We start from the raw sequence: 19,850 nt of genomic DNA, 5'->3' as shown, positions 1-19,850 counted from the left end.
CGGCGAGGTGCTGGATGGCGCCGGAGATGCCCACCGCGATGTAAAGATCGGGGGCAACCACCTTGCCGGTCTGGCCGACCTGCCAGTCGTTCGGCGCATAGCCGGCGTCGACCGCCGCGCGCGAAGCGCCGACCGCCGCACCGAGCTTGTCGGCGACCGGCAGGATGACCTCCTGGAACTTCTCCGCCGAACCCAGCGCACGACCACCCGAGATGATGATCTTGGCCGAGGTCAGCTCCGGACGGTCGGTCTCGGAAAGCTTGTTCTCGACGAAGGTGGACAGGCCGGGATTGGCTGCCGCCTTGATACTCTCGACCGCCGCCGAGCCACCCTCGGGGGCTGCCTGGAACGAGGCCGTGCGGACCGTGATCACCTTCTTGGCGTCGCTCGACTGCACCGTCTGGATGGCGTTGCCGGCATAGATCGGCCGCTTGAAAGTGTCGGGCGACACCACTTCGATGATCTCGGACACCTGCGCGACATCGAGCAGCGCTGCCACGCGCGGCGCGACATTCTTGCCCGACGAGGTCGCCGGCGCGATGATGGTGTCGTAAGCGCCTGCCAGCGACACGACGAGCGCTGCCGTCGGTTCGGCAAGGCGCTCGGCAAGCTCGTCGGCTTCGGCCAACAGCACCTTGCTCACGCCCTTCAGCTTGGCGGCGGCGTCCGCTGCCGGCTTGGCGCCCTTGCCGGCAACCAGCACATGCACGTCCGAGCCGATCTGCAAGGCGGCCGACAGCGCCTTGGCGGTCTGGTCGGAAAGCGTTGCGTTGTCGTGTTCTGCGATGAGGAGAATAGCCATTTTTCTTGTTCCTTTCCCGATCGCTTACAGCACGCCGGCTTCGTTCTTGAGCTTGTCGACCAGCTCAGCGACGCTCTTGACCTTGACGCCTGCCTTGCGGCCACTCGGCTCCTCGGTCTTGATGACCTTCAGCCGCGGCTTGACGTCGGCGCCGTAGTCGGCCGGGGTCTTCTCGTCGAGCTGCTTCTTCTTGGCCTTCATGATGTTGGGCAGCGAGGCATAGCGCGGCTGGTTGAGGCGAAGGTCGGCGGTGACGATCGCCGGCATCTTCAGCTCCACCGTCTGCAGGCCGCCGTCGACTTCGCGCGTCACCTTGGCCTTGTCGCCGTCGAGCACAATCTTGGAGGCGAAGGTGCCTTGCGCCCAGCCGAGCAGGGCCGCCAGCATCTGGCCGGTCTGGTTGCTGTCGTCGTCGATCGCCTGCTTGCCGAGGATGACAAGGCCGGGCTGCTCGGCGTCGACGACGCCCTTCAGCACCTTGGCGACGCCGAGCGGCTCGGTCTGTTCGTCGGTCTTGACCAGGATGGCGCGGTCAGCACCCATGGCGAGCGCGGTGCGCAGGGTCTCCTGCGACTGCTGCGGGCCGATCGAGACGACGATGATTTCTTCCGCCTTGCCGGCTTCCTTCAGCCGGATTGCCTCTTCAACCGCGATCTCGTCGAACGGGTTCATCGCCATCTTGACGTTGGCGAGCTCCACCGCCGAACCATCAGCCTTCACGCGAACCTTGACGTTCGCATCCACAACCCGCTTCACGGGCACAAGGATCTTCATTTGCCTGTCACCTCTTCACGCTAGTTGGGCGCGCTATAACAGCCTGCGCCCTTTCTGAGTTGTCGAAAGCCGACATTCCGGGTGGAAATTCGGGCCGAATGGAAATTCTGGTCTTTGACCGCCTTAGGCTGCGGCGGTGACGTTTCCGTAGTTGCGGCAACCCTGCACGTCAATACGCTGCAAGCCGCTCAAATCGGTTCAGTCCGAACTGGAAGCGTTTCCGCGCCCCCAACGCGGCGTCGCTGCGGGTGGCTCAGGCGCCACCGGTTCAGCAGTGGCCTGCGGTTGGTTGGGAGCGGCGACCGCGGCATCGTCGTCAGCGCCGGCAAACAGCGGCACGCCGCGGCTGCGCAGGACAAGTACCAGAACGGCGCCGGCGATGATGCCGCCGATATGGCAGGCCCAGGAAATCTGGTCCTCGCCGCCGGCGGCAAACATCACCACTTGGAACAGCACCCACAGGATGAGCGGGATGAAGGCAGGGATGCGGAGCGGGATGCGGGCAAAGGCCAGCACCCAGACCTTCACCCTGGGATAAAGGATCAGATAGGCGACGACCACGCCGGCGATGGCGCCCGAGGCGCCGATCAGCGGCACCTGCGAATCCCAGGCGACAAGGCCCTGGAAGGCGGCTCCGGCGACGGCGCATAGCAGGTAGAAGATGAGGTAGCGGATGTGGCCCAGCGCATCCTCGACATTGTCGCCGAACACCCACAGGAACAGCATGTTGCCGCCGAGGTGGAAGATGTCGGCGTGCAGGAAGGAATAGGTGAGGTAGCTCAGGCTTTCGGGGATGACGATAAAACGGGGATCAAGCTCGGCGGAGTCATGGACGACCGACGGGATGAAGCCGAGACCAAGCACGGCTGCATTGGAGAAACTCTCGCCGCCGAGCGCGGTGGCGAGGTAGACCAGGGCGTTGACCACGATCAGTCCGATCGTCACGTATTGCAGGCGGATGTGCCGCAGCCTGTTGGTGTCGTAAAGCGGGATGAACATGCCCCAGGCCCTCTTCCGCTTTCGACAATCAGCGGTTCTTGCCGGGAACCCATAGCACGTCGGCGTTTCCGTTGTCATTGACCGCCCGGGCGGCGACAAACAGGAAATCCGAGACGCGGTTGATGTATTTCAGTCCGTCGCGATTGACGTGTTCGCGCGGGTCCTGGGCCAGTGCCACCATCAGCCGTTCGGCTCGCCGCGCCACGGTGCGGGCAAGGTGAAGTGCCGCCGCTGCCGGCGTGCCGCCATTGAGCACGAAGGATTTGAGCGGCTGAAGCTCCTTGTTGAGCAGGTCGATGTCCTTCTCGACCCGGTCGGTCTGCACGGGGACGATGCGAAGCGGCTCATAGCCGAGCGGCTTGCCGTCGTCGGGCACGGCAAGATCGGCGCCGAGGTCGAAGAGATCGTTCTGGATGCGGGAAAGCATGGCGTCTATCGCCGGATGGGTCGCTGCCGTGTGGACCCGGGCGATGCCGATGCAGGCATTGGCCTCGTCGACCGTGCCGTAGGCGTCCACCCGCAGATCGGATTTCAGCCGCCGTTCGCCGGTGCCGAGACCCGTGGTGCCATCATCGCCGGTGCGGGTATAGATCTTGTTGAGCTTGACCATTTCGCCTCCCCGGCTGCCGATATCCTCACTTGCGGGTGAAATACACCGCCAGCAGGATCAGCACCAGCGCCACGGCCTGTAGCATGACGCGCGCCTGCATCAGCTTGTTCGAGGTGACGCCTGAGCCGCCGCGCATCATGTTGATGAGGCCACGAACAAGCACGATCACCACGGCGACCATGACCAGAATGGCGAGGATGTTGAAGACGGTTGCCATGGTATGTTCCCAGTTCGATTGATTCAGGCGCGTTTGGCAAGGATGCGGTAGAGCATCGATGCGGGCAGGATGCGTTTGAGCACCGCACCGATTTTGGCCGGCACTGTTACCACATAGTGCGGGCGCGGGCGCCGCGACAGAAGTGCATGGCGCAGCGCCGCGTGAACCACTTCCGGCCCTGGCTTCAAGGCCGATTGGCTGCCGCCGGCCCGCAGCCGCTCGAGTTGCGCTGCATAGTCCACGCGGTGCACGGAATTCTCGTGGTCGATATTCCTGAGAAACCAGGTGAGGCCATTGCTGGCTATCTTTGACTTCACAGGCCCTGGCTCGATCAACGAAACATGGATACCGCTGCCGGCCAGTTCCTGGCGCTGGCAGAGCATAAGGGCCTCCAGAGCGTGCTTCGACGCCGAATAGGCGCCGCGAAAACGCACCGGCGTCAGGCCGAGGATCGACGAGCAGTGGACCATGCGGCCGTGACCCTGGCTGCGCATCACCGGCACCAGCCGGCTGGTCAGGTCATGCCAGCCGAAGAAATTCGCCTCGAACTGCTCCTTGAGCGCTGCAACGGGCAGATCCTCGACGGCTCCAGGCTGCGCATAGGCGCCATTGTTGAACAGGGCGTCGAGCCGGCCGCCGGTGCGGTCGAGCACCGCCGTCACCAGCGCGGCGATGGAGTCCGGCTCGCAATAATCGAGATAGAAAGACTCGATTCCGTCGGCTTCGAGCGCGGCGATGTCCTGCGGCTTGCGCGCCGTCGCGAACACCCGCCAGCCTTCAGCCTTCAACGCACGGGCGCAGTACGCGCCTATCCCAGAAGATGCGCCGGTGACGATGATCGAGCGCAATTCCTGCGCCGGACTGTTCGTGGTGTCGTCAAGGGTTGCCATTTGCCGCAATCCCTTCCCATATTCCCGGCGTGGAGACAATTGGAGGGCGCGGTTCTTGATGCGGAAGATCGTAGCCCTCAAGCGGGTCCTCTACGACGCGCTTGGCCATTTCAACACTGATGACGGCTGGGCGATGGCCAGCCATCTGGCGATCACATCGCTGATGGCATTGTTCCCGTTCCTGATCTTTGCCACGACGCTGGCGAGCTTCCTCGGCGCGCAGGCGTTCTCCGACACGGCCGTGCACTTGGTCTTCGACACCTGGCCCGAACAGATCGCCAAGCCGATCGCGCGCGAAGTGCTCAATGTGCTGACCGTCAGGCGCACCGATCTTTTGACCTACGGCGTGGTGCTTGCCGCCTATTTTGCCTCGAACGGCATCGAGGCGCTGCGCACGTCGCTCAACCGCGCCTATCGCGTCTCGGAAACGCGCGGCATCATCTACCGCCGGGTGCAGAGCATCATCTTCGTTCTCATCGCCACCGCTGGTTTCCTGGCGATCAGCGTGCTCCTGGTGTTCGCGCCGCTGCTGGCGCGGCTCGCCGAAGCCCATATTGACGGGATCAAGCCCTATATGGGCACAATCACGCTGTGGCGTTATGTCATCGCCTCGGCGGTCATTGTCGGCGGATTGTTTGCCGTCCATTTCTGGCTGCCGGCAGGCAAGCGCCGCTTCGTCTCGCTGGTGCCGGGCATCATCTTCACGCTGGCGGCATGGCTTATCGGCTCGACCATCTTCGCCACCTATCTCGACCACTTCTCGTCCTATGTGACGACCTATGCCGGCCTGGCTTCGATCATGATCGCCGTGGTCTTCCTCTACATGGTCTCGGCGATCTTCATCCTCGGCGGCGAACTCAATGCCGCGATCAGCCGCTATCTGGAGGCCCGTGCGCGGGTCGGATGAGTCGGTGCTGGGCGGATAGAGGAAATCAAGAATTGAAGAATTGAAGAATTGAAGAATTGAAGAATTGAAGAACGGGCTGTCGCTTGGGTTCCTCAATTCCTCAGTTCTACAATTCCTCCCTTGTTCGGCCGAGCCGTCGCCAGGCCGACGCCGAATGTGGTGATCGCCATGCCGACAATCTGCAGCGCGTTGAGCTGCTCGTCGAACAAGGCCCAGGCGATGAGGGCCGTCACCGCAGGCACCAGGTAGAACAGCGAGGCCACTTTCGACATCTCGCCGTCGCGGATCATCACCATCAGCAGGAAGATGGCGCCGAGCGACAGCACCAGCACCAGCCAGGCCATGGCGAAGATCAGTTCGCCGTTGATGACGACCGTGTGCGTCTCGAAGGCCAGCGCGGCCAGGATCATCAAAGCCGCGCCGCCGACATATTGCCACATGGTCGCCGCGACGAGGTCGCCGCCCGAGGCGAAGCGCTTCTGCCAGATGGTGCCGGCGCTCATGCCGAGCACCGAGACCAGCGAGGCGGTCAGTGTCGCCGCCGTCACGCCGCCGCCCAGCGCGCCGAGCTTAGGCCACAGCACGATGACGATGCCGATGAGGCCGATGCCAAGACCAAGCCAGTGACGCGGCAGGATCGCCTCGCCGAGAAACTTGCCGGCAAGCACCGCTGTGATCAGCGGCTGCAGGCCGACGATCAGGGCCGAAAAGCCGGCCGGCATGCCCCTGTGGATGGCCCAGAAGACGGCGCCGAGATAGACGCCGTGCATCAGGATTCCGGCGCCGGTGGCATGCAACGCCTCCTCGCGGGTGGCTCCCTTCGAGCCCAGCACAAGCGTCAGAACGGCCAGCAGGATGGCGGCGATGACGAACCGTGCGGCGAGGAAGGTGAACGGCTCCGCCCATGGCATGGCGTAGCGCGCGCCGATGAAGCCGGTCGCCCACAGGACGACGAAGGTGGCGGGAATGAACCGCTTGATGCTGTGCATGTTCCGCAGACCGCCGCGCTGGAGGGAGTTGACCGTGGCGCTGCTCTACTGCGCTTCAACCCGGCGCGCAAAACGAAACCATTGATCCATGCATCACCGGAATTCAACGGGCGTCAAGTTCGACATGCGTTACCTTGACCGCGCCGCGCTCAAAGCCCGACCAGTCGCCTGACGTCGTCCGGTGATGCGCCGGTATGGCGCAAGGCGGCAAGGCCGGTGTGGCCGAGGCTCTTGGACAGCTTTCGTCCATCCGGCCCGAGGACGAGGCGATGATGGAAATAGGCAGGCTGCGGCAGTCCGAGGAGTTCCTGAAGCAGGCGCTGCACGCCGGTGGCGGAAAACAGATCCTGGCCGCGCACGACGTGGCTGACGCCTTGCAGGGCATCGTCCATGACGACGGCGAGGTGGTAGCTGGTCGGGATGTCGCGGCGCGCGACGATCACATCGCCCCAGTCCCACGGCCGGGCTTCGACCGATCGGGTCGCAGAAAGTCTCTCATCGACGAATTCGGTCCATGACAGGTCCTTGCCGACACGCACCATGGCGGCCTCGACATCCAGCCGCCAGGCGAAGGGCGTGTTCTCGGCGATCCGCCGCTTGCGCTCCTTGACCGGCAGAGCCTTGTCGGCTGCGGGGTAGTGCGGCACGCCGTCGGGATCGCGCGGCCAGTCGCGTCCGTTCCCTTCGCTGTCGGTGATGAAAGCGCGTATCTCGCCACGGCTCATGAAGGCGGGATAGACGAGTTCTTCCGCGATCAGCCGGTCAAGCATCGCCTTATACTCGGGGAAATGCTCGGACTGGCGGCGCAACGGCTCTTCCCAGCCAAGCCCAAGCCATTTCAGATCGGCAAGCACGCCTGCCTCGAATTGCGGCGTGCAGCGCGTCGTGTCGATATCCTCGATGCGCAGCAGCAGGCGGCCGTCCGTCTGTGCCGCCAGTTTCTGGTTGAGCAGCGCCGAATAAGCGTGGCCGAGATGCAGGTCGCCGTTGGGGCTGGGGGCGAAGCGGAATGTCAGGAGTGTCATCTCTTCGGCGGCAATCATGTTTTGCGGCGCTTCGCCAATTGCTACCTTGTCGACGGTCAAGGAACAAGAAAGCATGCAGCGTATCGTGACATCAGACGACATTGCCCGTGGGCTCGATGCGCTTTGCGTGATCGACCCGCGCCTGGAAAAGGTGCGCGGCATGGCCGGCGAGGTGCCGCTGCGGCTCTCAGAGCCGGGTTTCAGGAGCCTGGCGTCGATCGTCGTTTCACAGCAGGTGTCCCGCGCGAGCGCCGATGCCATCTTCGGCCGGTTGACCAAGCTCGTCGATCCTCTGACGCCGCAGGCGATCCTTGCCGCCGGCGAAGACATGTTTCGCGAGGCCGGCCTGTCGCGGCCGAAGCAGCGCGGCCTGATCGCTGTTGCCCAGGCCGTGGTCGACGGCCTCGACCTTCATCACCTCTGTTCGCTCGATGCCCAGGAGGCGATCACGGCGATGACGGCGGTGCCCGGCATCGGCCCGTGGACGGCGGAAGTGTACCTGTTGTTTGCCGCCGGACACCCCGACATCTTCCCCGCACGCGACGTCGCGCTGCAGAGCGCGGTCGGCCACGCGCTCGGCATCGAGCCGCGTCCGCCGGAGAAAACACTGATCGCATTGGCCGAATCATGGAGCCCGTGGCGAGGTGTCGCATCACGGCTTTTCTGGTCCTATTATCGCGAAACCAGAGGACGGGACGCCGCGCCACCGGCCTGAATCCGCAAAAAAGCATAAAAATCATGTATTTTTGGCGCTTCAGCGGCGCGACAATCCGCTTCACATCCCTGTCATGTCGGGCTTACAGTATCCGCGCCGTTCGGGTCTAGAACCAAGGAGGTAAACACGTGACGGTCGCCGTATCTCCGGATGGGCTTCCAGCACTGGTGCTGAATGCGGATTACCGTCCGCTCAGCTATTACCCCCTGTCGCTCTGGTCGTGGCAGGATGCCATCAAGGCGGTGTTCCTCGACCGGGTGAACATCGTCGCCGAATACGAGCACGCCGTCTCCTCGCCGACCTTCTCGATGAAGCTGCCGAGCGTGGTCAGCCTGAAGGCCTATGTGAAGCCGTCCAGGCATCCGGCCTTCACCCGCTTCAACGTCTTCCTGCGCGACCGCTTCCAGTGCCAGTACTGCGGCACGCCGGAGGATCTGACCTTCGATCACGTCATTCCCCGCCACCGCGGCGGCGCGACGACATGGGAGAATGTCGTTGCCGCCTGCTCGCCCTGCAATTTGAGGAAGGGCGGCATGATGCCTGCGCATGCCAAGATGTGGCCGCTGCAGAAGCCTTTCCAGCCGACAGTGCACGATCTGCACAACAACGGTCGCCTGTTCCCGCCCAACCATCTGCATGAGAGCTGGATGGATTATCTCTACTGGGATGTCGAACTCGAACCCTGAGATCGTCCGAGAATTCGGGAGGCTGGCCGTCTGCAGCGACTGTCTGCGCTTCCGATGTTCACGGATACTTTGCTTTGCCGCATGTCCTTATCGGAAAACCGGAACCACTTTTCCGGGACATGCTGGATGTCCGCTCCGCTTCGGTTCTCGACAATCACTCCTTACGACTCAGCCTGCCGAATTCTTTGAACGATCTCGCGTCGGCTCAGTCTTGGTGACTCAGTCTCGGGTGAGGGCGCCGCGGAAGGCGATAGCGGCCAAGACAAGGCTGGCGATGGCGTTCCAGCCGGCCAGCGACAGGCCGAGGATGCGCAGTGCGGCCTTGTCGCAGGATGGCGGCACGAATTTGTCGAGCGCGTCGAGCACGCCCTTGCCGCCGGTGTCGACCGGTCCGGCGCCCGCGGTGCAATCGGTCGGGCCGGCCCACCACTGCCATTCGACGCCGGAGTGGTAGACGCCGAGATAGAGGCCGTAGAGCATCAAGAGGCCGCCGACGGCCAGCAGGCCGCGCGTCAGCCAGCTAGGTGCGTGCAGCATCGAGGCAATCACCGCCAGCACCATCAGCGGCACGCCGATGTAGTAGGGTGTGCGCTGTTCCAGGCAGAGGTGGCAGGGGATGTAGCCGCCGAGATACTGGAAGCCGAGCGCCGAGCCGACGGTGGCGGCCATGGCGACGGCGAGGAACAAGGCCGTGCGCGTCCGCTGGCGTCCGGTGTCGGCATTCATGGTCGCGGTCATTTCGATCGGCTCCGTCCGGCTTGCGAAGGCTGTGTTCAGAACGCGTATTTGACGACGATATAGAGCAAAATCAGGGCAGCCGCCGCGCCGCCGGCGATCAGGCCAAGGCGCTTTTCGATGAATTCGCGGATCGGCTCGCCATAGCGGCGCAGCAGCCAGGCGAGTAGCAGGAAGCGGGCGCCGCGCGCCACGATCGCCAGCACGATGAACAGCGCCAGATTGACGCCGATAACCCCGGACAGGATCGTCACCACCTTGATCGGCGGCAGATGAGCAGCGCCCGAGGTGATCAGCATCAGGATGATGAAGCCGACGCCCGAAGAGGTGCGCAGCGCTTCGAATTCGTCATATTTGCCGTAGAATTCGAGGATCGGCCTCGCCACCGCGTCATAGGCGTAGTGGCCGATGAACCAGCCGGCGATGCCACCCAGCACCGAGGCGACCGTGGCGATCAGCGCGTAGCGGTAGGCGCGATCCGGCCGCGACAGCGCCATCGGCAAAAACAGCACGTCGGCCGGCACCAGGAACACCGAGCTTTCGACGAAAGCGATGAAGGCCAGCCACCATTCGGCGGATTTGCGGGCCGCCAGCGACAAGGTCCAGTCGTAAAGTCCGCGAAGCATCGGCACTCCTAATGCATGTCACCCAAAGGTGCGCAGCGTTTTCGGGACAACGGCGTGCACAAAAACCAGACCCAAAGCGCGCTATCGTCCCTTCAGACGTGCAGCACTTCGATGCGCCGCCTGTCTAGAAAGATTTTCCGCGCTGCACAATGGCAGCCCCGTCACGAAATCGAAAGGCGCAGTTTGGTCGCATCTTGAGGGCGCCGGAGAATTGGCCAGTTGACGAACAGGCCTCCAACCGTATAGTCCCGCGCCATCCAGGCCGCCCGGCCTGAGCCCCTATGGCGGAATTGGTAGACGCGCTCGACTCAAAATCGAGTTCCGCAAGGAGTGCTGGTTCGATTCCGGCTAGGGGCACCATTGATTCGCTGGAGCAGGCCACTCTTAATACTTCGGTGGCCCCCTGTGGAGACACCAGAGCGGATACGCCACAAGACCGACCATTACTGCGATCAACCAACCCCAATAAAGGAGCGGGTGGTGGATCCGATCTATGAGAAAGATGCCTTTGTCATAGATTGCAGTGATGCCTTTCCCAGTCCAAAGGGAGGCGGCCACGGCAATACCACCAATCAGCGTCTCTGCGATGAGAATGCCCTTGATGATTGGTGAGTGCCGACTGCTTCCGGTCAAAGAGGTGTTCCCCTATAAGCGCCTACCCGTTCCATTCACCACGGCTAACACGCCTTGGTTGCATCGGAGTTAAGTGGGACGGCTTGATGCTGAGGTATAGCGCCTGATACCTACTGAGGTACATCGAGACTATCGGGCCTCGGGAGATAATATCCTGTAAGGTCTTGTTATTGCTGAGCGATTGTTCGGTCTAAGCGCTGGTTCGATCCAACCCCAGTACCCCGGCTAGGGGCACCACCCTTCGCTCTTCGAGCTTCGGGTGGCAAAGCCATTCGAAGCTCGTTAGACGAAGGAGGACTGTTGACAGTTCGATTCAGAGCCGTCGAAGGGGCACCAATTTTACCGATGCTCACCGCATGTTGCCGGTATGGCCTTGCGAGTATCTGCCTGGCTGCGGCCAGACCGTCAGGCCGTGAGGCTCAACGCCAACCGGGATCTTCGTGACAGCGCCCGAGGTCGTGTCAATCATGTAGACCTCGCTGTCAAAGCGACCAGACAGCCACAATTGCTTGCCGTCGGCGCTGACATTTCCCATGTCGGGGCTGCCGCCACCAGGGATGAGCCATTGGCCGACGACCGAACGGGTGGCGAAATCGATGACGGTCACGCTGCCCGGCCCGTGTGCGCGGCCTTGCTCCATCTTGTGCGAGCCGCGATTTGAAACGTAGAGCTTTGTCCCGTCACGGCTCACGACAAATCCGTGCGTTCCGATACCGGTGGCGATGAAACCAATCTCGGAAAAGCTGTCTCCGTCAATCAGGAACACCCCGTCGTTCATCATGTCAGCGACATAAAAGACCTTGCCGTCGGGGGAAAGCCTGACGTCTTGCGGCATGCCCATCTTCGACAGGGCAAGGTGGCCGAGCACTTTTTGATTTTTCAGGTCCACCTTCAAGAGGCCGCCAGCGCCGTATTCGCATGTGAAGATGGCGTAGGCATTGTCGGCGGAGAAATCAGCATGATTGATACCGGGGCAGGTCGGCGTCGGGATCGCCGATTTGAGCGCCATTGTATGCGGATCGCGCAGATCGAGCCGCTCATAGGCTTCATCGACTATGACGGCCGCGCTTCCGTCCGGCATGAAGTACATGTTGTAGGGGTCATCGACTGGAATTTCGTGACCCGGTTTGCCGGTCTTGGGTTCAATGGGCGTCACGCTGCCCTTGTTGGTACCGCTGGCGTTGTTGGCGACCCAGAGCGTCTTCAGATCCCAAGACGGAACGACGTGCTGCGGCTTGCGCCCGACAGGGAATCTGTCGACCTCCTTGAGGGTCACGGTGTCGATGACCGATACGCTGTTGGACGAGCGATTTGGTACATAGACGCGGGGCAGCGCGCCTGTCGTCGCCGGGCTCAAATGATCCGCCGTTCTGGCTGTAGATGTTGATCGGAGAGTGCGAAGGAGGCGGCTCGCTGCAATCTTCCGGACACGATCCGGCAGAAGCTGATGTCGACGACAGCGCGAGCGAAAACATGAGCGGCGCGCAGAAGCTCTTGAACCACCAATATGCCTTGATCATTTGGGCTGCTGCTTTGCGATGAATCCGTGGATCGCTTCGGTCGTTCCATCAACGATCAGGTCTACGCCGAGTTGGCCGAACGCGGCCGACGATCGGGTCGGATCGCCGCCATAGACGCCGTCGTCGGCATTGAGCTTCGGGGCGGCCGCAAGGCGATCCTTGCGCACCATGGAAGGGTCGATAGCTAGCATGAGCGATGTGTCGGCCAATCCGGCGTGCGTTCCAACCTCAGGCTGCGTCGCGCCGGCCGACAAGAGCTTTTCGACATAGGCGCTCTGGGTGATCTGATAGTATTCGAGCGCCGCAAAGACCCGGACCGGGGTTTTGCGCCATTCGGCATTCAGGCGATCGGCCACAAGGCGCTCGTCGGCCTGATAGCCGCCGTGGTCGCCGATCAGCACAATGGTCCTGAAGCCATGCAGCTTGAAGCTGCGGGCCGCGGATTCAAGCAGCTGTTCGAAAGTCTTGTCGCTGATGGTGATTGTTCCGGGAAACCGCATATGGGCGGTCGGCGGGTCGATGGTCCCTTCCGGAACATAGGAGATCACCGGAGCGACCAACGCGTTGCCCAGCCTGCTGGCTATCTTTTCAGCCAGGAACTTGACCCGCACATTGTGCTTGCCCAAAGCTATGGCGGGACCACTTTGCTCAGTCCCACCTATAGGGACAATGATCGTCGTCGTCCCGGCAGCGACCAGATCGCGCAGTTCGGTCCAGGTATGGTCTTCAAGAAAGACCGACGCATTGGCGGCGTTCGCTGCCGACGCAAGACCCGACAGAAAGCAAAGGGCAATCACGGTGCTTGCGAAAGTGAAACCGTGTCGTGCGATCATTCCAGCCTCTAGATCCTACGCGGCATCCGAGCGCCCATGCCGGTCTGCCGATTTGCGCAATTTGTGTGAATGGCAGGGGTCTCGGCAAGGCGCCTGCCCATCCAGCCGCAGAAGTTCGAGATCATGGTCTACCGCCGCCCCAGCAAACTCTTCATGCGGTTGCGCAGCAAACGGGCCATGTTGCGGGTTTCGCGGTAGAGATGCAGCTGCGAGGCGGCCTGGCGGGTCAGGCGGTCGGCGTCCGGCGTCAGGCCGATCACCAGCGTGCCCATCGGCTTGCGCTCGGCCCATAGCCGGCTCATCACCGGATGGTCGGGCACCGCGCAGGAATCGGTCATCATGATGTTGGGATCGTCGAGATGCTGCCTGGTCACCTCGATCATCAGCAGCGTGCCGGGCGAATAGCTGGCCAGCGTCTCGTCATAGGCCGTCTTCCAGGTGTAGGCCACGCCGGCTTCGACGAAGACGATCAGACAAGCGATTGTGCGGCCGTCGAGCGTCAGCGAATGGATGCGGCACATGTCCTGCTCGGCCAGCCGGTGCACGGCCTCGCGGGCGAAGGCGGCGCGGTAACGATCGATCGCCATGGCGGTGCGTTCGCGACCCTTCCAGCCGGCCGCTTCCAAGGTCAGGAAGCCTTCGATGGCGTGGCGGATGTCGTCGGGGCCGCGCGCCACGACATGCTCAAGCTTGCCGAGGTCGCCAAGGCGCCGTTTCAGGCGGCGGAACTCGCGATAATGGTGTGCGCGCAGCGAGGCCTTCAGATAATCATCGCCATCGAGCTCGCTCTCCAGCGCCGGGCGCTGGGTCTGGCCGGTGGTGACCAGCATCAGGCCGCGCGTCTCGGCCACGGTGGCAAGCAGGCTCGCCACCGGGCCATCGAGCCGGATGTCGGGCAGGACGAACACTTTCGGCAGCTTGAGATGCGGGCGCGACAGCATCGAGAAGAAGTCCTCGATGACACCGACCGGATCGTCGCGGTCGACCAGCGGTGTGCCGAGCGGGCCGAACGGGCTCGACCATGTGCGCATCACCGGCACGCCGAGCGGCACCACCGGCCGTTCCACCGAGAACGGCACCAGAAGGCGCAGCCGGTTGCGGTATTCGTCGCCGTCGCGGATGACCGCCAGCCGCACCTCGCGATCCTCCAGCCGCGGCATGGCTGGCGCCAGGAAGCGCGGGTTGAAGAAGACGTTGGGCTCGACCGTGCGGGCGCAGAGATAATCCAGTTCCTCGACCAGGTCGAAGCCGGCTGATGCCGGGTAGATTGCGAGCTTGCGCTCGGGCCGGTTGTTGGCGAGGATCTCGATATGGGCCGGGTCGGCGTCACGGGCCAGCCCGGCAAGGCCGGACACCATGGCGCCGGCGGTGCCGCCGCTGGTTTCCTCAAGCAACGGGATGGCGGCCATCACGCGGCTCCTTTCGCAGGCACGAAGATGAGCATGACGATGCCGAGCTTGCGCCACACCGTGAAGGACAGCGCGCTGGCTTCGAAGATCATGGCAAAGGCGGTGGCCATGGCTGCACCCCACAGGCCGAACATCGGGATCAGCACCACGTTGAGGGCGATGTTGAAAGCCAGCGTCATGGCATAGACGGCGGCACAGATGTTCTGGTTGCCGCTCATGGTCAGCAGGCTTTCGCAGGGGCCGACAGCGGCCCGCGCCACGACGCCGAAGACGAGCAGGAACAGCAAGGGATAGCCGCTGCTGAATTCAGGGCCGAACAGCACCAGCATCGGCTCGCCCAACGCCAGCACCAGCAGCGCCATCAAGAGCGAGGGCCAGAACGTCCACGACACCGTCTCGCGGGCAAAGGCGGCGAGCCTTTGCGGGTCGCCATGGGTGAACTGCGCATAGCGCTGGGCAACGCCGGCCTTGACGGCGAAATAGACGAAATGCACCAGCGCCAGCGTCTTCACCGTGGCGAAATAGACGGCGACGTCGTTGGGATCCATATAGGCGCCAACCATCAGCACGTCGGCATTGGTGAGCAGGAAGAAGAAGCTCTCGACCAGGAAGATCGGCAGCGAGACGATGAACCATTGCGCGAAATGCACCTTCATCGGCCCCGCCGGGATCTGCCTTTCCATACGCTGGGTGACGCCGATGAGCTGGCCAAGCGTGGTGACATAGGTAGCCGCGATCGAGGCGAAGATCGCCGTCCTGGCATCGGGGGCGTAGCCGGCCGCCAGCATCAGCGCCATGAACAGCAGGATCAGGATGGGTCGCACGAGATAGGTCGGCGACAGCGCAAACAGCGCCCAGCTGTTGGCGCGTGCCAGTCCGGACAGAAGGTCGGACATGGCGATCATCGGCAGGCAGATGACGCCGAGGATGAACGGGATCACATAGTAGTTTTCGATCCAGGGTGCTGCCAGCCAGACGCCGAGCGCGCCGAGTCCGGCGATGATCGTGGAGGCGATCAGCACGAACAGGCGGCTGGCCAGCACGATGCCGCGCAGTTCGTCCATCAGGCCGCGCTCGCGGTATTCGGGAATGAAGCGGATGACCGAGGTGTGGAAGCCAAGGCAGGCGAGGTTGCCGACGATGACCATCGTCACCCAGACGAGGACGAAAATGCCGTATTCGAACGAGCCCATCCAGCGCGCCATCAACACCTGGCTGATGAAGGCGATGACGGCGCTGACGATGCGGATGGAGAAGGCGATGACCGACATGCGGCCGGCCTCGCCGCGCTCGTCGGCGGTGAACAGCACGGCGTCGATACGGCCAAGCAGCGGCCCCATGCGCAGCGCCAAACGCTGCGGCAAGAACCGCCCGGCTGTCGTGGCCGCGGAAAAGCGCACCCCGATTTCTCTCCGTTTTCCGCTTCTTTTCAGGCTTTGGTGTAGCCAAAACACATTAAGAAACGGTTGGGTGAGGAACGGTCCGCGCAGCGGACGAAAAGCCAACGATTTGGCTTTTCGAGTGACGAACGCCCGGAGCCATAGCGGCGGGCCGGTGCGCGGGACGCGCATTCGTCATGCCGGTGGCATGACGAATGGCGAGCGAACGCCGGGAAGCATGGGAAGCCGGGTCGGCGTTGCGCTCGCCCCTCCCCCCGCAAGGGGGAAGGCCAGACACCTGGTATATGCGGTGCCAGAGGTGTCACATGGGGAGTGTCACATCCCCTTCATCGCGTCGCAGGACACGTTCGGGTTCATGTCGGCGAAGGTGCCGGTCGGGTTCTGTTTCCAGGCCCAGACATGCAGCTCGTAGAACGGGCCGAGGCCGTAGCGGTTGGGGGCGCTGTTGAAGTTGAACAGCTGTCCGCCGAGCGAGGCCGGGCCTTTCGAGGTGATGTATTCGACCGCCACCAGTTTCAGCGTCCCGTCGGCCATCGGCTCGTCCATCACCGCTTCGGGCTTGGCGACATCGACCGCGTCATCCTTGAGATAGGTGGGATTGACGTAGTGGATGCCCATGGCGCCGCCGGTGATGCCGCTGGCGCAAGGGATCGGCGCATAGCCCTCGGCGGTTGCCGCCGCCACGTTCTCAAAGCGGTTGTTGGCCGTCCGCACCATGTCGGCCAGCCTGTTGGCGTCGTGGGCGTGGGCGGCAGTGGCCGCGATCGACAGGACGGCGAGGGCGGCGAAGCGCCCGGTCCAAAGAGTTTTGGTCATTGTCTTTCCGCTGTTGTTGATGACGCGACAGGGAGGTCCACGGCCGGCCGTGAGGCCGGGCGTGTTTCAACGCTGCAGCGTCTGGTTTTGTAATCCGGAACGGACCGTCCGCCCGGTTTGTGCAGGCCGCTGTCAGGTGGCCTTTGCAGTTTTCGAAATGTCTTTCAGCGATTCAAAATGGCTGCACGAAATCAGTGGTCCCACCAGTAATATTGCCAGTATTCCCGCTGGATATCGCGCTCCGACAGGCCGATGTCGCGCCTCAGATAATCGTCTTCCGGGGGCACTCGCCGCCGCCCGCCATACAGATGCGAAGGCAGGTTCGCCGCGAACCGCCATACACGGCCGAGCAAGGAGGTTGCTTGGCCGGGGTCTCCCACGACAGGCGCGGGTTCACCGACCGGCAGGCCAGCAAGCAGGTCGCCATTGCGGCGAAGGGCAGTTTGATGCTCATCGATTTGCCGATCATTTGGGATTTGCCGATCGTTCGGGGACTCAACGGTAAAAGTAAGGGTCAAGAACCCGCACCTCCATGATCTTGTCGACCGGCAGCGAATTCTTATGAGCCGCGCTGCGGATCGCTTCGGGCGAGGGGCCGTCGTAGATGCAGAAGCTGTGCTTCTTGTCGAGTGACACGAAGGACTGCACCCAGGTGACGCCTTTTTCGGCGTTGCGCATGACGACGCCGCCGAGCGCATCGGCGCCGACTTCGGTGATCGGCACGTTGAGACCGTCTGGAAATGTGCGTTCCACCACATAACGAGGCATGGGAAGTTCCTTTTCACATTGATTCACGCTCGGTCCGAGCGCGACTGGACAATGATCACGTTCGACAAGAGCGCACATCGGAGCCATTCCCTATTTTTGGCGGGACGATTCCCTATGTTGGCGACGTTATTTGTGGAGAGAGCCACAGCAATGTGTGGAAAGTCACATTGCAACCCTCTCGCTTAGAGCTATCGTGGCGCCAGCCACCATGGTGGCAACCCCCCAATCTCGCGAGCGAATGACAATGCTTCTGGAACGGCAGACACAGCTGGAGCTACTGGACGGCCTGCTAGTGGAAGCGGCACGCGGCCGTGGCCGAGTGGCGGCGCTGGGGGGAGAGGCGGGTGCCGGCAAGACCTCGCTCGTCGAGGCCTTCATCGGCCGCGCGGCAGAAGGCATACGCATCTTGCGCAGCGCCTGCGAGGATCTGTCGATACCCGATCCACTCGGGCCGCTCTATGATCTCGCCCGGGAGGCGCAATGGGCGCTGCCGCAAGCGATCGACCACCGGCAAGGACAAAGACTGCCGCTGTTTTCGGATGCGCTCGAGATCTTCGAGACCAAGACGCAGCCAAGCCTGCTGGTGATCGAGGATCTGCACTGGGCCGACGACGCGACGCTGGATTTCGTTCGCTTTCTCGGCCGGCGCATCGTCAACACCCACATCCTGCTTCTGGTGACAGCGCGCAACGACCGCAGCGAGGCACAGATGCGCGTGCGCCGCGCGCTGGGTGAAATCCCGGCGGGCAATGTCGCGCGCATCGACGTGCCGCTGCTCAGCGAGGCGGCGGTGCTGGCGCTGGCCGATGCGGCGGGCCGCGATGGTGACGCCATTTATAGGGCGACGGCCGGCAACGCATTTTTCGTCACCGAATTGTTGTGCGCCGAAAATGAAACGACACCGCCCGCCAGCGTGCGCGACGCCGTGCTGGCGCGGGCCGAGCGGCTGTCTGCCGGCGCCCGCTCGATGCTCGACGCGGTGTCGGTGTTTCCAAGGCGCGCCGATGCGTGGGCGTTGCAGGGCCTGTGCGGCGTCGCCAGCGCCGGGCAGCTGGCGGAATGCGTCTCCGCCGGCCTGCTGGACGATATGGGCGACGGCTATGCCTTCCGCCATGAGATCGCCCGCCGCGCGGTGGAAATGATGCTGACGACGAGCCACAGGCGGCAATTCAACCAGCGCGCGTTGGCCGCGCTGCTCGAAAACAGCGATGTCTCCGCGGGTCGCCTGGTGCATCATGCGGTGGAGGCGCACAATCTGGAAGCCGTGCGCGAACTCGCACCGCTTGCCGCGCGCGAAGCATCCCGCGTCGGCGCGCATCGCGACGCTGCCGGCTACTATGAGGTCGCCCTGCGGCATGCGGACAGCCTGCCGGCGGTGGACCGCGCCGTGCTCTACGAGAAATATGCCTTCGAATGCCATCTCATTGGCCAGATCGAAGAGGCCATCGAGGCGCAGGGCCATGCGCGCCTCCTGCATCAGGCTCAAGGCAACAGGGCGAAGGAAGGCGACAGCCTCAGATGGCTGTCGCGCTTTGCCTATCTGATGGGCGACCGCAAGGCCGCCGACGTCTTCGGCGAACAGGCGGTGGCACTGCTGGAAACCGTGCCGGCCGGCGCCGAACTCGCCATGGCCTACTCCAACCTCTCGCAACTGGCGATGCTGGCCGAGAGGCTGGATGAGGCCTTGCTGCTTGGCGAAAAGGCAGTCGGCCTTGCCGAGCGCATGAACCGGCCCGACATCGTCTGCCACGCGCTCAACAATCTCGGCAGCGCCGGGCAGTGGCTGGATCCGGCGGGGGGGCGGCTGCACCTTGCCCGCAGCCTGGAGATCGCACTCGAGCAGAATTTTCAGGAACATGCGGCGCGCGCCTTCACCAACAGCGCCTGCAGCGAGATGAACCAGCTTGGCTTCGACGCGGCGCAGTCCTTCCTCGATCGCGGCATCAACTATTGCGTTGAAAACGATCTCGTCACGTGGCGTGACTATATGCGCGGCGTGCTGGCGCAGCTGCAGCTGCGCCAGGGGCAATGGGAAGAGGCCGCTACCGAGGCGCTCGATGTGCTGTCCAACGACCATGCGACCATGCTGGTCCGCTATCCCGCGCTGATTGCGCTGGCGAAACTCCGGATACGGCGTGGCGATCCTTCAGCAGAACCGCTTTTCCAGGAAATGAAACAGTTCCTGGAAAGAGGAATGGAGCTGCAGCGGCTGGCGCCCTATGCGGCTGTCATGGCCGAGCAGGCATGGCTCGGGCAAGGCGACGGGCAAGAGGCGCTGCGGCTGATCGATCTTGCCGAGAGCCTGTCGCCGACACGGGCGGTTTTCAGCGAACTGGCGACATGGCGCCAGAAGCTGGCTCCGGATGCCGACCCCGGCGAAACATCAGGCATGGCAGCGCCCTACCGGCTGCTTCTGGCCGGAGACTGGCGGGCGGCGGCGGCACTTTGGGCGGATCTCAACGCACCCTATGAACGCGGGCTTGCACTCGCCCAGGG

22 protein-coding genes and 1 tRNA gene are annotated in these 19,850 nt (G+C 63.2%); 6 read left to right on the top strand and 17 right to left on the bottom strand.

The annotated features are described in order from the left end of the window. The 6 genes from EN993_RS15130 to EN993_RS15105 form a co-directional block, all read right to left on the bottom strand. Positions 1-802, bottom strand: an 802-nt coding sequence (locus EN993_RS15130) for an electron transfer flavoprotein subunit alpha/FixB family protein (RefSeq protein ID WP_164757668.1), incomplete at its 3' end; no start/stop codon positions are given. A 24-nt stretch (positions 803-826) separates the two neighbouring features. Then, positions 827-1,576 (bottom strand): electron transfer flavoprotein subunit beta/FixA family protein, encoded by a 750-nt coding sequence (locus EN993_RS15125; protein ID WP_126070659.1) that lies wholly within the window; start codon positions 1,574-1,576, stop codon positions 827-829. 198 nt (positions 1,577-1,774) lie between these two features. Further along, positions 1,775-2,575: a rhomboid family intramembrane serine protease gene (locus tag EN993_RS15120; protein ID WP_127263912.1), complete on the bottom strand. Its 801-nt coding sequence runs from the start codon at positions 2,573-2,575 to the stop codon at positions 1,775-1,777. A gap of 28 nt (positions 2,576-2,603) precedes the next feature. Next, positions 2,604-3,185, bottom strand: coding sequence for a cob(I)yrinic acid a,c-diamide adenosyltransferase (locus EN993_RS15115; protein WP_126070657.1), 582 nt, complete (start codon positions 3,183-3,185; stop codon positions 2,604-2,606). A 25-nt stretch (positions 3,186-3,210) separates the two neighbouring features. After that, positions 3,211-3,402 carry a twin transmembrane helix small protein gene (locus tag EN993_RS15110; protein ID WP_027038149.1) on the bottom strand — a complete coding sequence of 64 codons (192 nt, stop codon included), beginning with the start codon at positions 3,400-3,402 and terminating at the stop codon, positions 3,211-3,213. Between the two features lie 23 nt (positions 3,403-3,425). Continuing rightward, positions 3,426-4,292, bottom strand: a complete 867-nt coding sequence (locus EN993_RS15105; RefSeq protein ID WP_109658593.1) for an SDR family oxidoreductase — start codon at positions 4,290-4,292, stop codon at positions 3,426-3,428. A 58-nt stretch (positions 4,293-4,350) separates the two neighbouring features. Here EN993_RS15105 and EN993_RS15100 point away from each other — a divergent pair, with 58 nt between their 5' ends. Then, positions 4,351-5,199, top strand: a complete 849-nt coding sequence (locus tag EN993_RS15100) for a YihY/virulence factor BrkB family protein (protein ID WP_206438751.1) — start codon at positions 4,351-4,353, stop codon at positions 5,197-5,199. A 92-nt stretch (positions 5,200-5,291) separates the two neighbouring features. On the opposite strand, the gene EN993_RS15095 is transcribed toward EN993_RS15100, so the two are convergent. Both EN993_RS15095 and gluQRS read right to left on the bottom strand, forming a co-directional pair. Then, positions 5,292-6,188, bottom strand: coding sequence for a DMT family transporter (locus tag EN993_RS15095; RefSeq protein ID WP_126070654.1), 897 nt, complete (start codon positions 6,186-6,188; stop codon positions 5,292-5,294). A 149-nt stretch (positions 6,189-6,337) separates the two neighbouring features. Continuing rightward, complete coding sequence (gene gluQRS, locus EN993_RS15090) at positions 6,338-7,213, bottom strand: tRNA glutamyl-Q(34) synthetase GluQRS (protein WP_127263915.1); 876 nt, start codon at positions 7,211-7,213, stop codon at positions 6,338-6,340. Positions 7,214-7,286: 73 nt separating this feature from the next. On the opposite strand from gluQRS, the gene EN993_RS15085 reads away from it, so the two are divergent. Together EN993_RS15085 and EN993_RS15080 are read left to right on the top strand one after the other, a co-directional pair. Beyond that, entirely contained in the window at positions 7,287-7,928 is a 642-nt protein-coding gene (locus EN993_RS15085; RefSeq protein WP_109661086.1) for a DNA-3-methyladenine glycosylase, read from the top strand. A 128-nt stretch (positions 7,929-8,056) separates the two neighbouring features. Continuing rightward, positions 8,057-8,614, top strand: a complete 558-nt coding sequence (locus tag EN993_RS15080) for an HNH endonuclease (RefSeq protein ID WP_006328497.1) — start codon at positions 8,057-8,059, stop codon at positions 8,612-8,614. Positions 8,615-8,833: 219 nt separating this feature from the next. Here EN993_RS15080 and EN993_RS15075 read toward each other — a convergent pair whose 3' ends face one another. Beyond that, positions 8,834-9,352: a disulfide bond formation protein B gene (locus tag EN993_RS15075; RefSeq protein ID WP_109658596.1), complete on the bottom strand. Its 519-nt coding sequence runs from the start codon at positions 9,350-9,352 to the stop codon at positions 8,834-8,836. A gap of 35 nt (positions 9,353-9,387) precedes the next feature. Beyond that, on the bottom strand, positions 9,388-9,975 hold the full coding sequence (locus tag EN993_RS15070) for a YqaA family protein (protein WP_109658597.1): 588 nt from the start codon (positions 9,973-9,975) through the stop codon (positions 9,388-9,390). A gap of 275 nt (positions 9,976-10,250) precedes the next feature. Here EN993_RS15070 and EN993_RS15065 point away from each other — a divergent pair. Both EN993_RS15065 and EN993_RS38340 read left to right on the top strand, forming a co-directional pair. Beyond that, positions 10,251-10,335 (top strand) — tRNA-Leu (locus EN993_RS15065). Between the two features lie 120 nt (positions 10,336-10,455). Further along, positions 10,456-10,587: a hypothetical protein gene (locus EN993_RS38340; RefSeq protein WP_281040327.1), complete on the top strand. Its 132-nt coding sequence runs from the start codon at positions 10,456-10,458 to the stop codon at positions 10,585-10,587. Positions 10,588-10,957: 370 nt separating this feature from the next. Here EN993_RS38340 and EN993_RS15060 read toward each other — a convergent pair whose 3' ends face one another. The 7 genes from EN993_RS15060 to EN993_RS15030 all read right to left on the bottom strand — a co-directional run bounded on the left by EN993_RS15060 (position 10,958) and on the right by EN993_RS15030 (position 17,354). Next, positions 10,958-11,965 (bottom strand): YncE family protein, encoded by a 1,008-nt coding sequence (locus tag EN993_RS15060; protein WP_245468835.1) that lies wholly within the window; start codon positions 11,963-11,965, stop codon positions 10,958-10,960. A 159-nt stretch (positions 11,966-12,124) separates the two neighbouring features. Then, entirely contained in the window at positions 12,125-12,961 is an 837-nt protein-coding gene (locus tag EN993_RS15055) for a creatininase family protein (RefSeq protein WP_126070652.1), read from the bottom strand. A gap of 128 nt (positions 12,962-13,089) precedes the next feature. Continuing rightward, positions 13,090-14,370, bottom strand: coding sequence for a GNAT family N-acetyltransferase (locus EN993_RS15050; protein WP_127263910.1), 1,281 nt, complete (start codon positions 14,368-14,370; stop codon positions 13,090-13,092). Then, complete coding sequence (locus EN993_RS15045) at positions 14,370-15,770, bottom strand: lipopolysaccharide biosynthesis protein (RefSeq protein WP_109658601.1); 1,401 nt, start codon at positions 15,768-15,770, stop codon at positions 14,370-14,372. The genes EN993_RS15050 and EN993_RS15045 overlap by 1 nt, the downstream gene beginning before the upstream one ends. A 315-nt stretch (positions 15,771-16,085) precedes the next feature. Beyond that, positions 16,086-16,586, bottom strand: a complete 501-nt coding sequence (locus EN993_RS15040; RefSeq protein ID WP_127263908.1) for a hypothetical protein — start codon at positions 16,584-16,586, stop codon at positions 16,086-16,088. A 191-nt stretch (positions 16,587-16,777) separates the two neighbouring features. Then, positions 16,778-17,104, bottom strand: coding sequence for a hypothetical protein (locus EN993_RS15035; RefSeq protein ID WP_245468833.1), 327 nt, complete (start codon positions 17,102-17,104; stop codon positions 16,778-16,780). Continuing rightward, the gene (locus tag EN993_RS15030; protein ID WP_109658603.1) at positions 17,082-17,354 is read right to left on the bottom strand and encodes a DUF4242 domain-containing protein; all 273 of its coding nucleotides are present in this window, start codon (positions 17,352-17,354) and stop codon (positions 17,082-17,084) included. The genes EN993_RS15035 and EN993_RS15030 overlap by 23 nt, the downstream gene beginning before the upstream one ends. Positions 17,355-17,592: 238 nt before the next feature. On the opposite strand from EN993_RS15030, the gene EN993_RS15025 reads away from it, so the two are divergent. Continuing rightward, the coding region (locus EN993_RS15025) for an AAA family ATPase (protein ID WP_245468831.1) at positions 17,593-19,850 on the top strand (2,258 nt) is incomplete at its 3' end.

Origin of the sequence: Mesorhizobium sp. M7D.F.Ca.US.004.01.2.1, from assembly GCF_003997785.1 — a bacterium.
Classification (GTDB): Bacteria; Pseudomonadota; Alphaproteobacteria; order Rhizobiales; family Rhizobiaceae; genus Mesorhizobium; species Mesorhizobium loti.
Note: the sequence above shows the minus strand (reverse complement) of the source record. Positions and strands in the feature narration are given on the sequence as shown.

Excerpts from the sequence above, each read along its gene's own strand:
- EN993_RS15125 (WP_126070659.1), bottom strand. The coding sequence starts at position 1,576 with ATGAAGATCCTTGTGCCCGTGAAGCGGGTTGTGGATGCGAACGTCAAG.
- EN993_RS15120 (WP_127263912.1), bottom strand. The coding sequence starts at position 2,575 with ATGTTCATCCCGCTTTACGACACCAACAGGCTGCGGCACATCCGCCTG.
- EN993_RS15115 (WP_126070657.1), bottom strand. The coding sequence starts at position 3,185 with ATGGTCAAGCTCAACAAGATCTATACCCGCACCGGCGATGATGGCACC.
- EN993_RS15110 (WP_027038149.1), bottom strand. The coding sequence starts at position 3,402 with ATGGCAACCGTCTTCAACATCCTCGCCATTCTGGTCATGGTCGCCGTG.
- EN993_RS15105 (WP_109658593.1), bottom strand. The coding sequence starts at position 4,292 with ATGGCAACCCTTGACGACACCACGAACAGTCCGGCGCAGGAATTGCGC.
- EN993_RS15100 (WP_206438751.1), top strand. The coding sequence starts at position 4,351 with ATGCGGAAGATCGTAGCCCTCAAGCGGGTCCTCTACGACGCGCTTGGC.
- EN993_RS15095 (WP_126070654.1), bottom strand. The coding sequence starts at position 6,188 with ATGCACAGCATCAAGCGGTTCATTCCCGCCACCTTCGTCGTCCTGTGG.
- gluQRS (WP_127263915.1), bottom strand. The coding sequence starts at position 7,213 with ATGACACTCCTGACATTCCGCTTCGCCCCCAGCCCCAACGGCGACCTG.
- EN993_RS15085 (WP_109661086.1), top strand. The coding sequence starts at position 7,287 with ATGCAGCGTATCGTGACATCAGACGACATTGCCCGTGGGCTCGATGCG.
- EN993_RS15075 (WP_109658596.1), bottom strand. The coding sequence starts at position 9,352 with ATGACCGCGACCATGAATGCCGACACCGGACGCCAGCGGACGCGCACG.
- EN993_RS15070 (WP_109658597.1), bottom strand. The coding sequence starts at position 9,975 with ATGCTTCGCGGACTTTACGACTGGACCTTGTCGCTGGCGGCCCGCAAA.
- EN993_RS15055 (WP_126070652.1), bottom strand. The coding sequence starts at position 12,961 with ATGATCGCACGACACGGTTTCACTTTCGCAAGCACCGTGATTGCCCTT.
- EN993_RS15050 (WP_127263910.1), bottom strand. The coding sequence starts at position 14,370 with ATGGCCGCCATCCCGTTGCTTGAGGAAACCAGCGGCGGCACCGCCGGC.
- EN993_RS15040 (WP_127263908.1), bottom strand. The coding sequence starts at position 16,586 with ATGACCAAAACTCTTTGGACCGGGCGCTTCGCCGCCCTCGCCGTCCTG.
- EN993_RS15030 (WP_109658603.1), bottom strand. The coding sequence starts at position 17,354 with ATGCCTCGTTATGTGGTGGAACGCACATTTCCAGACGGTCTCAACGTG.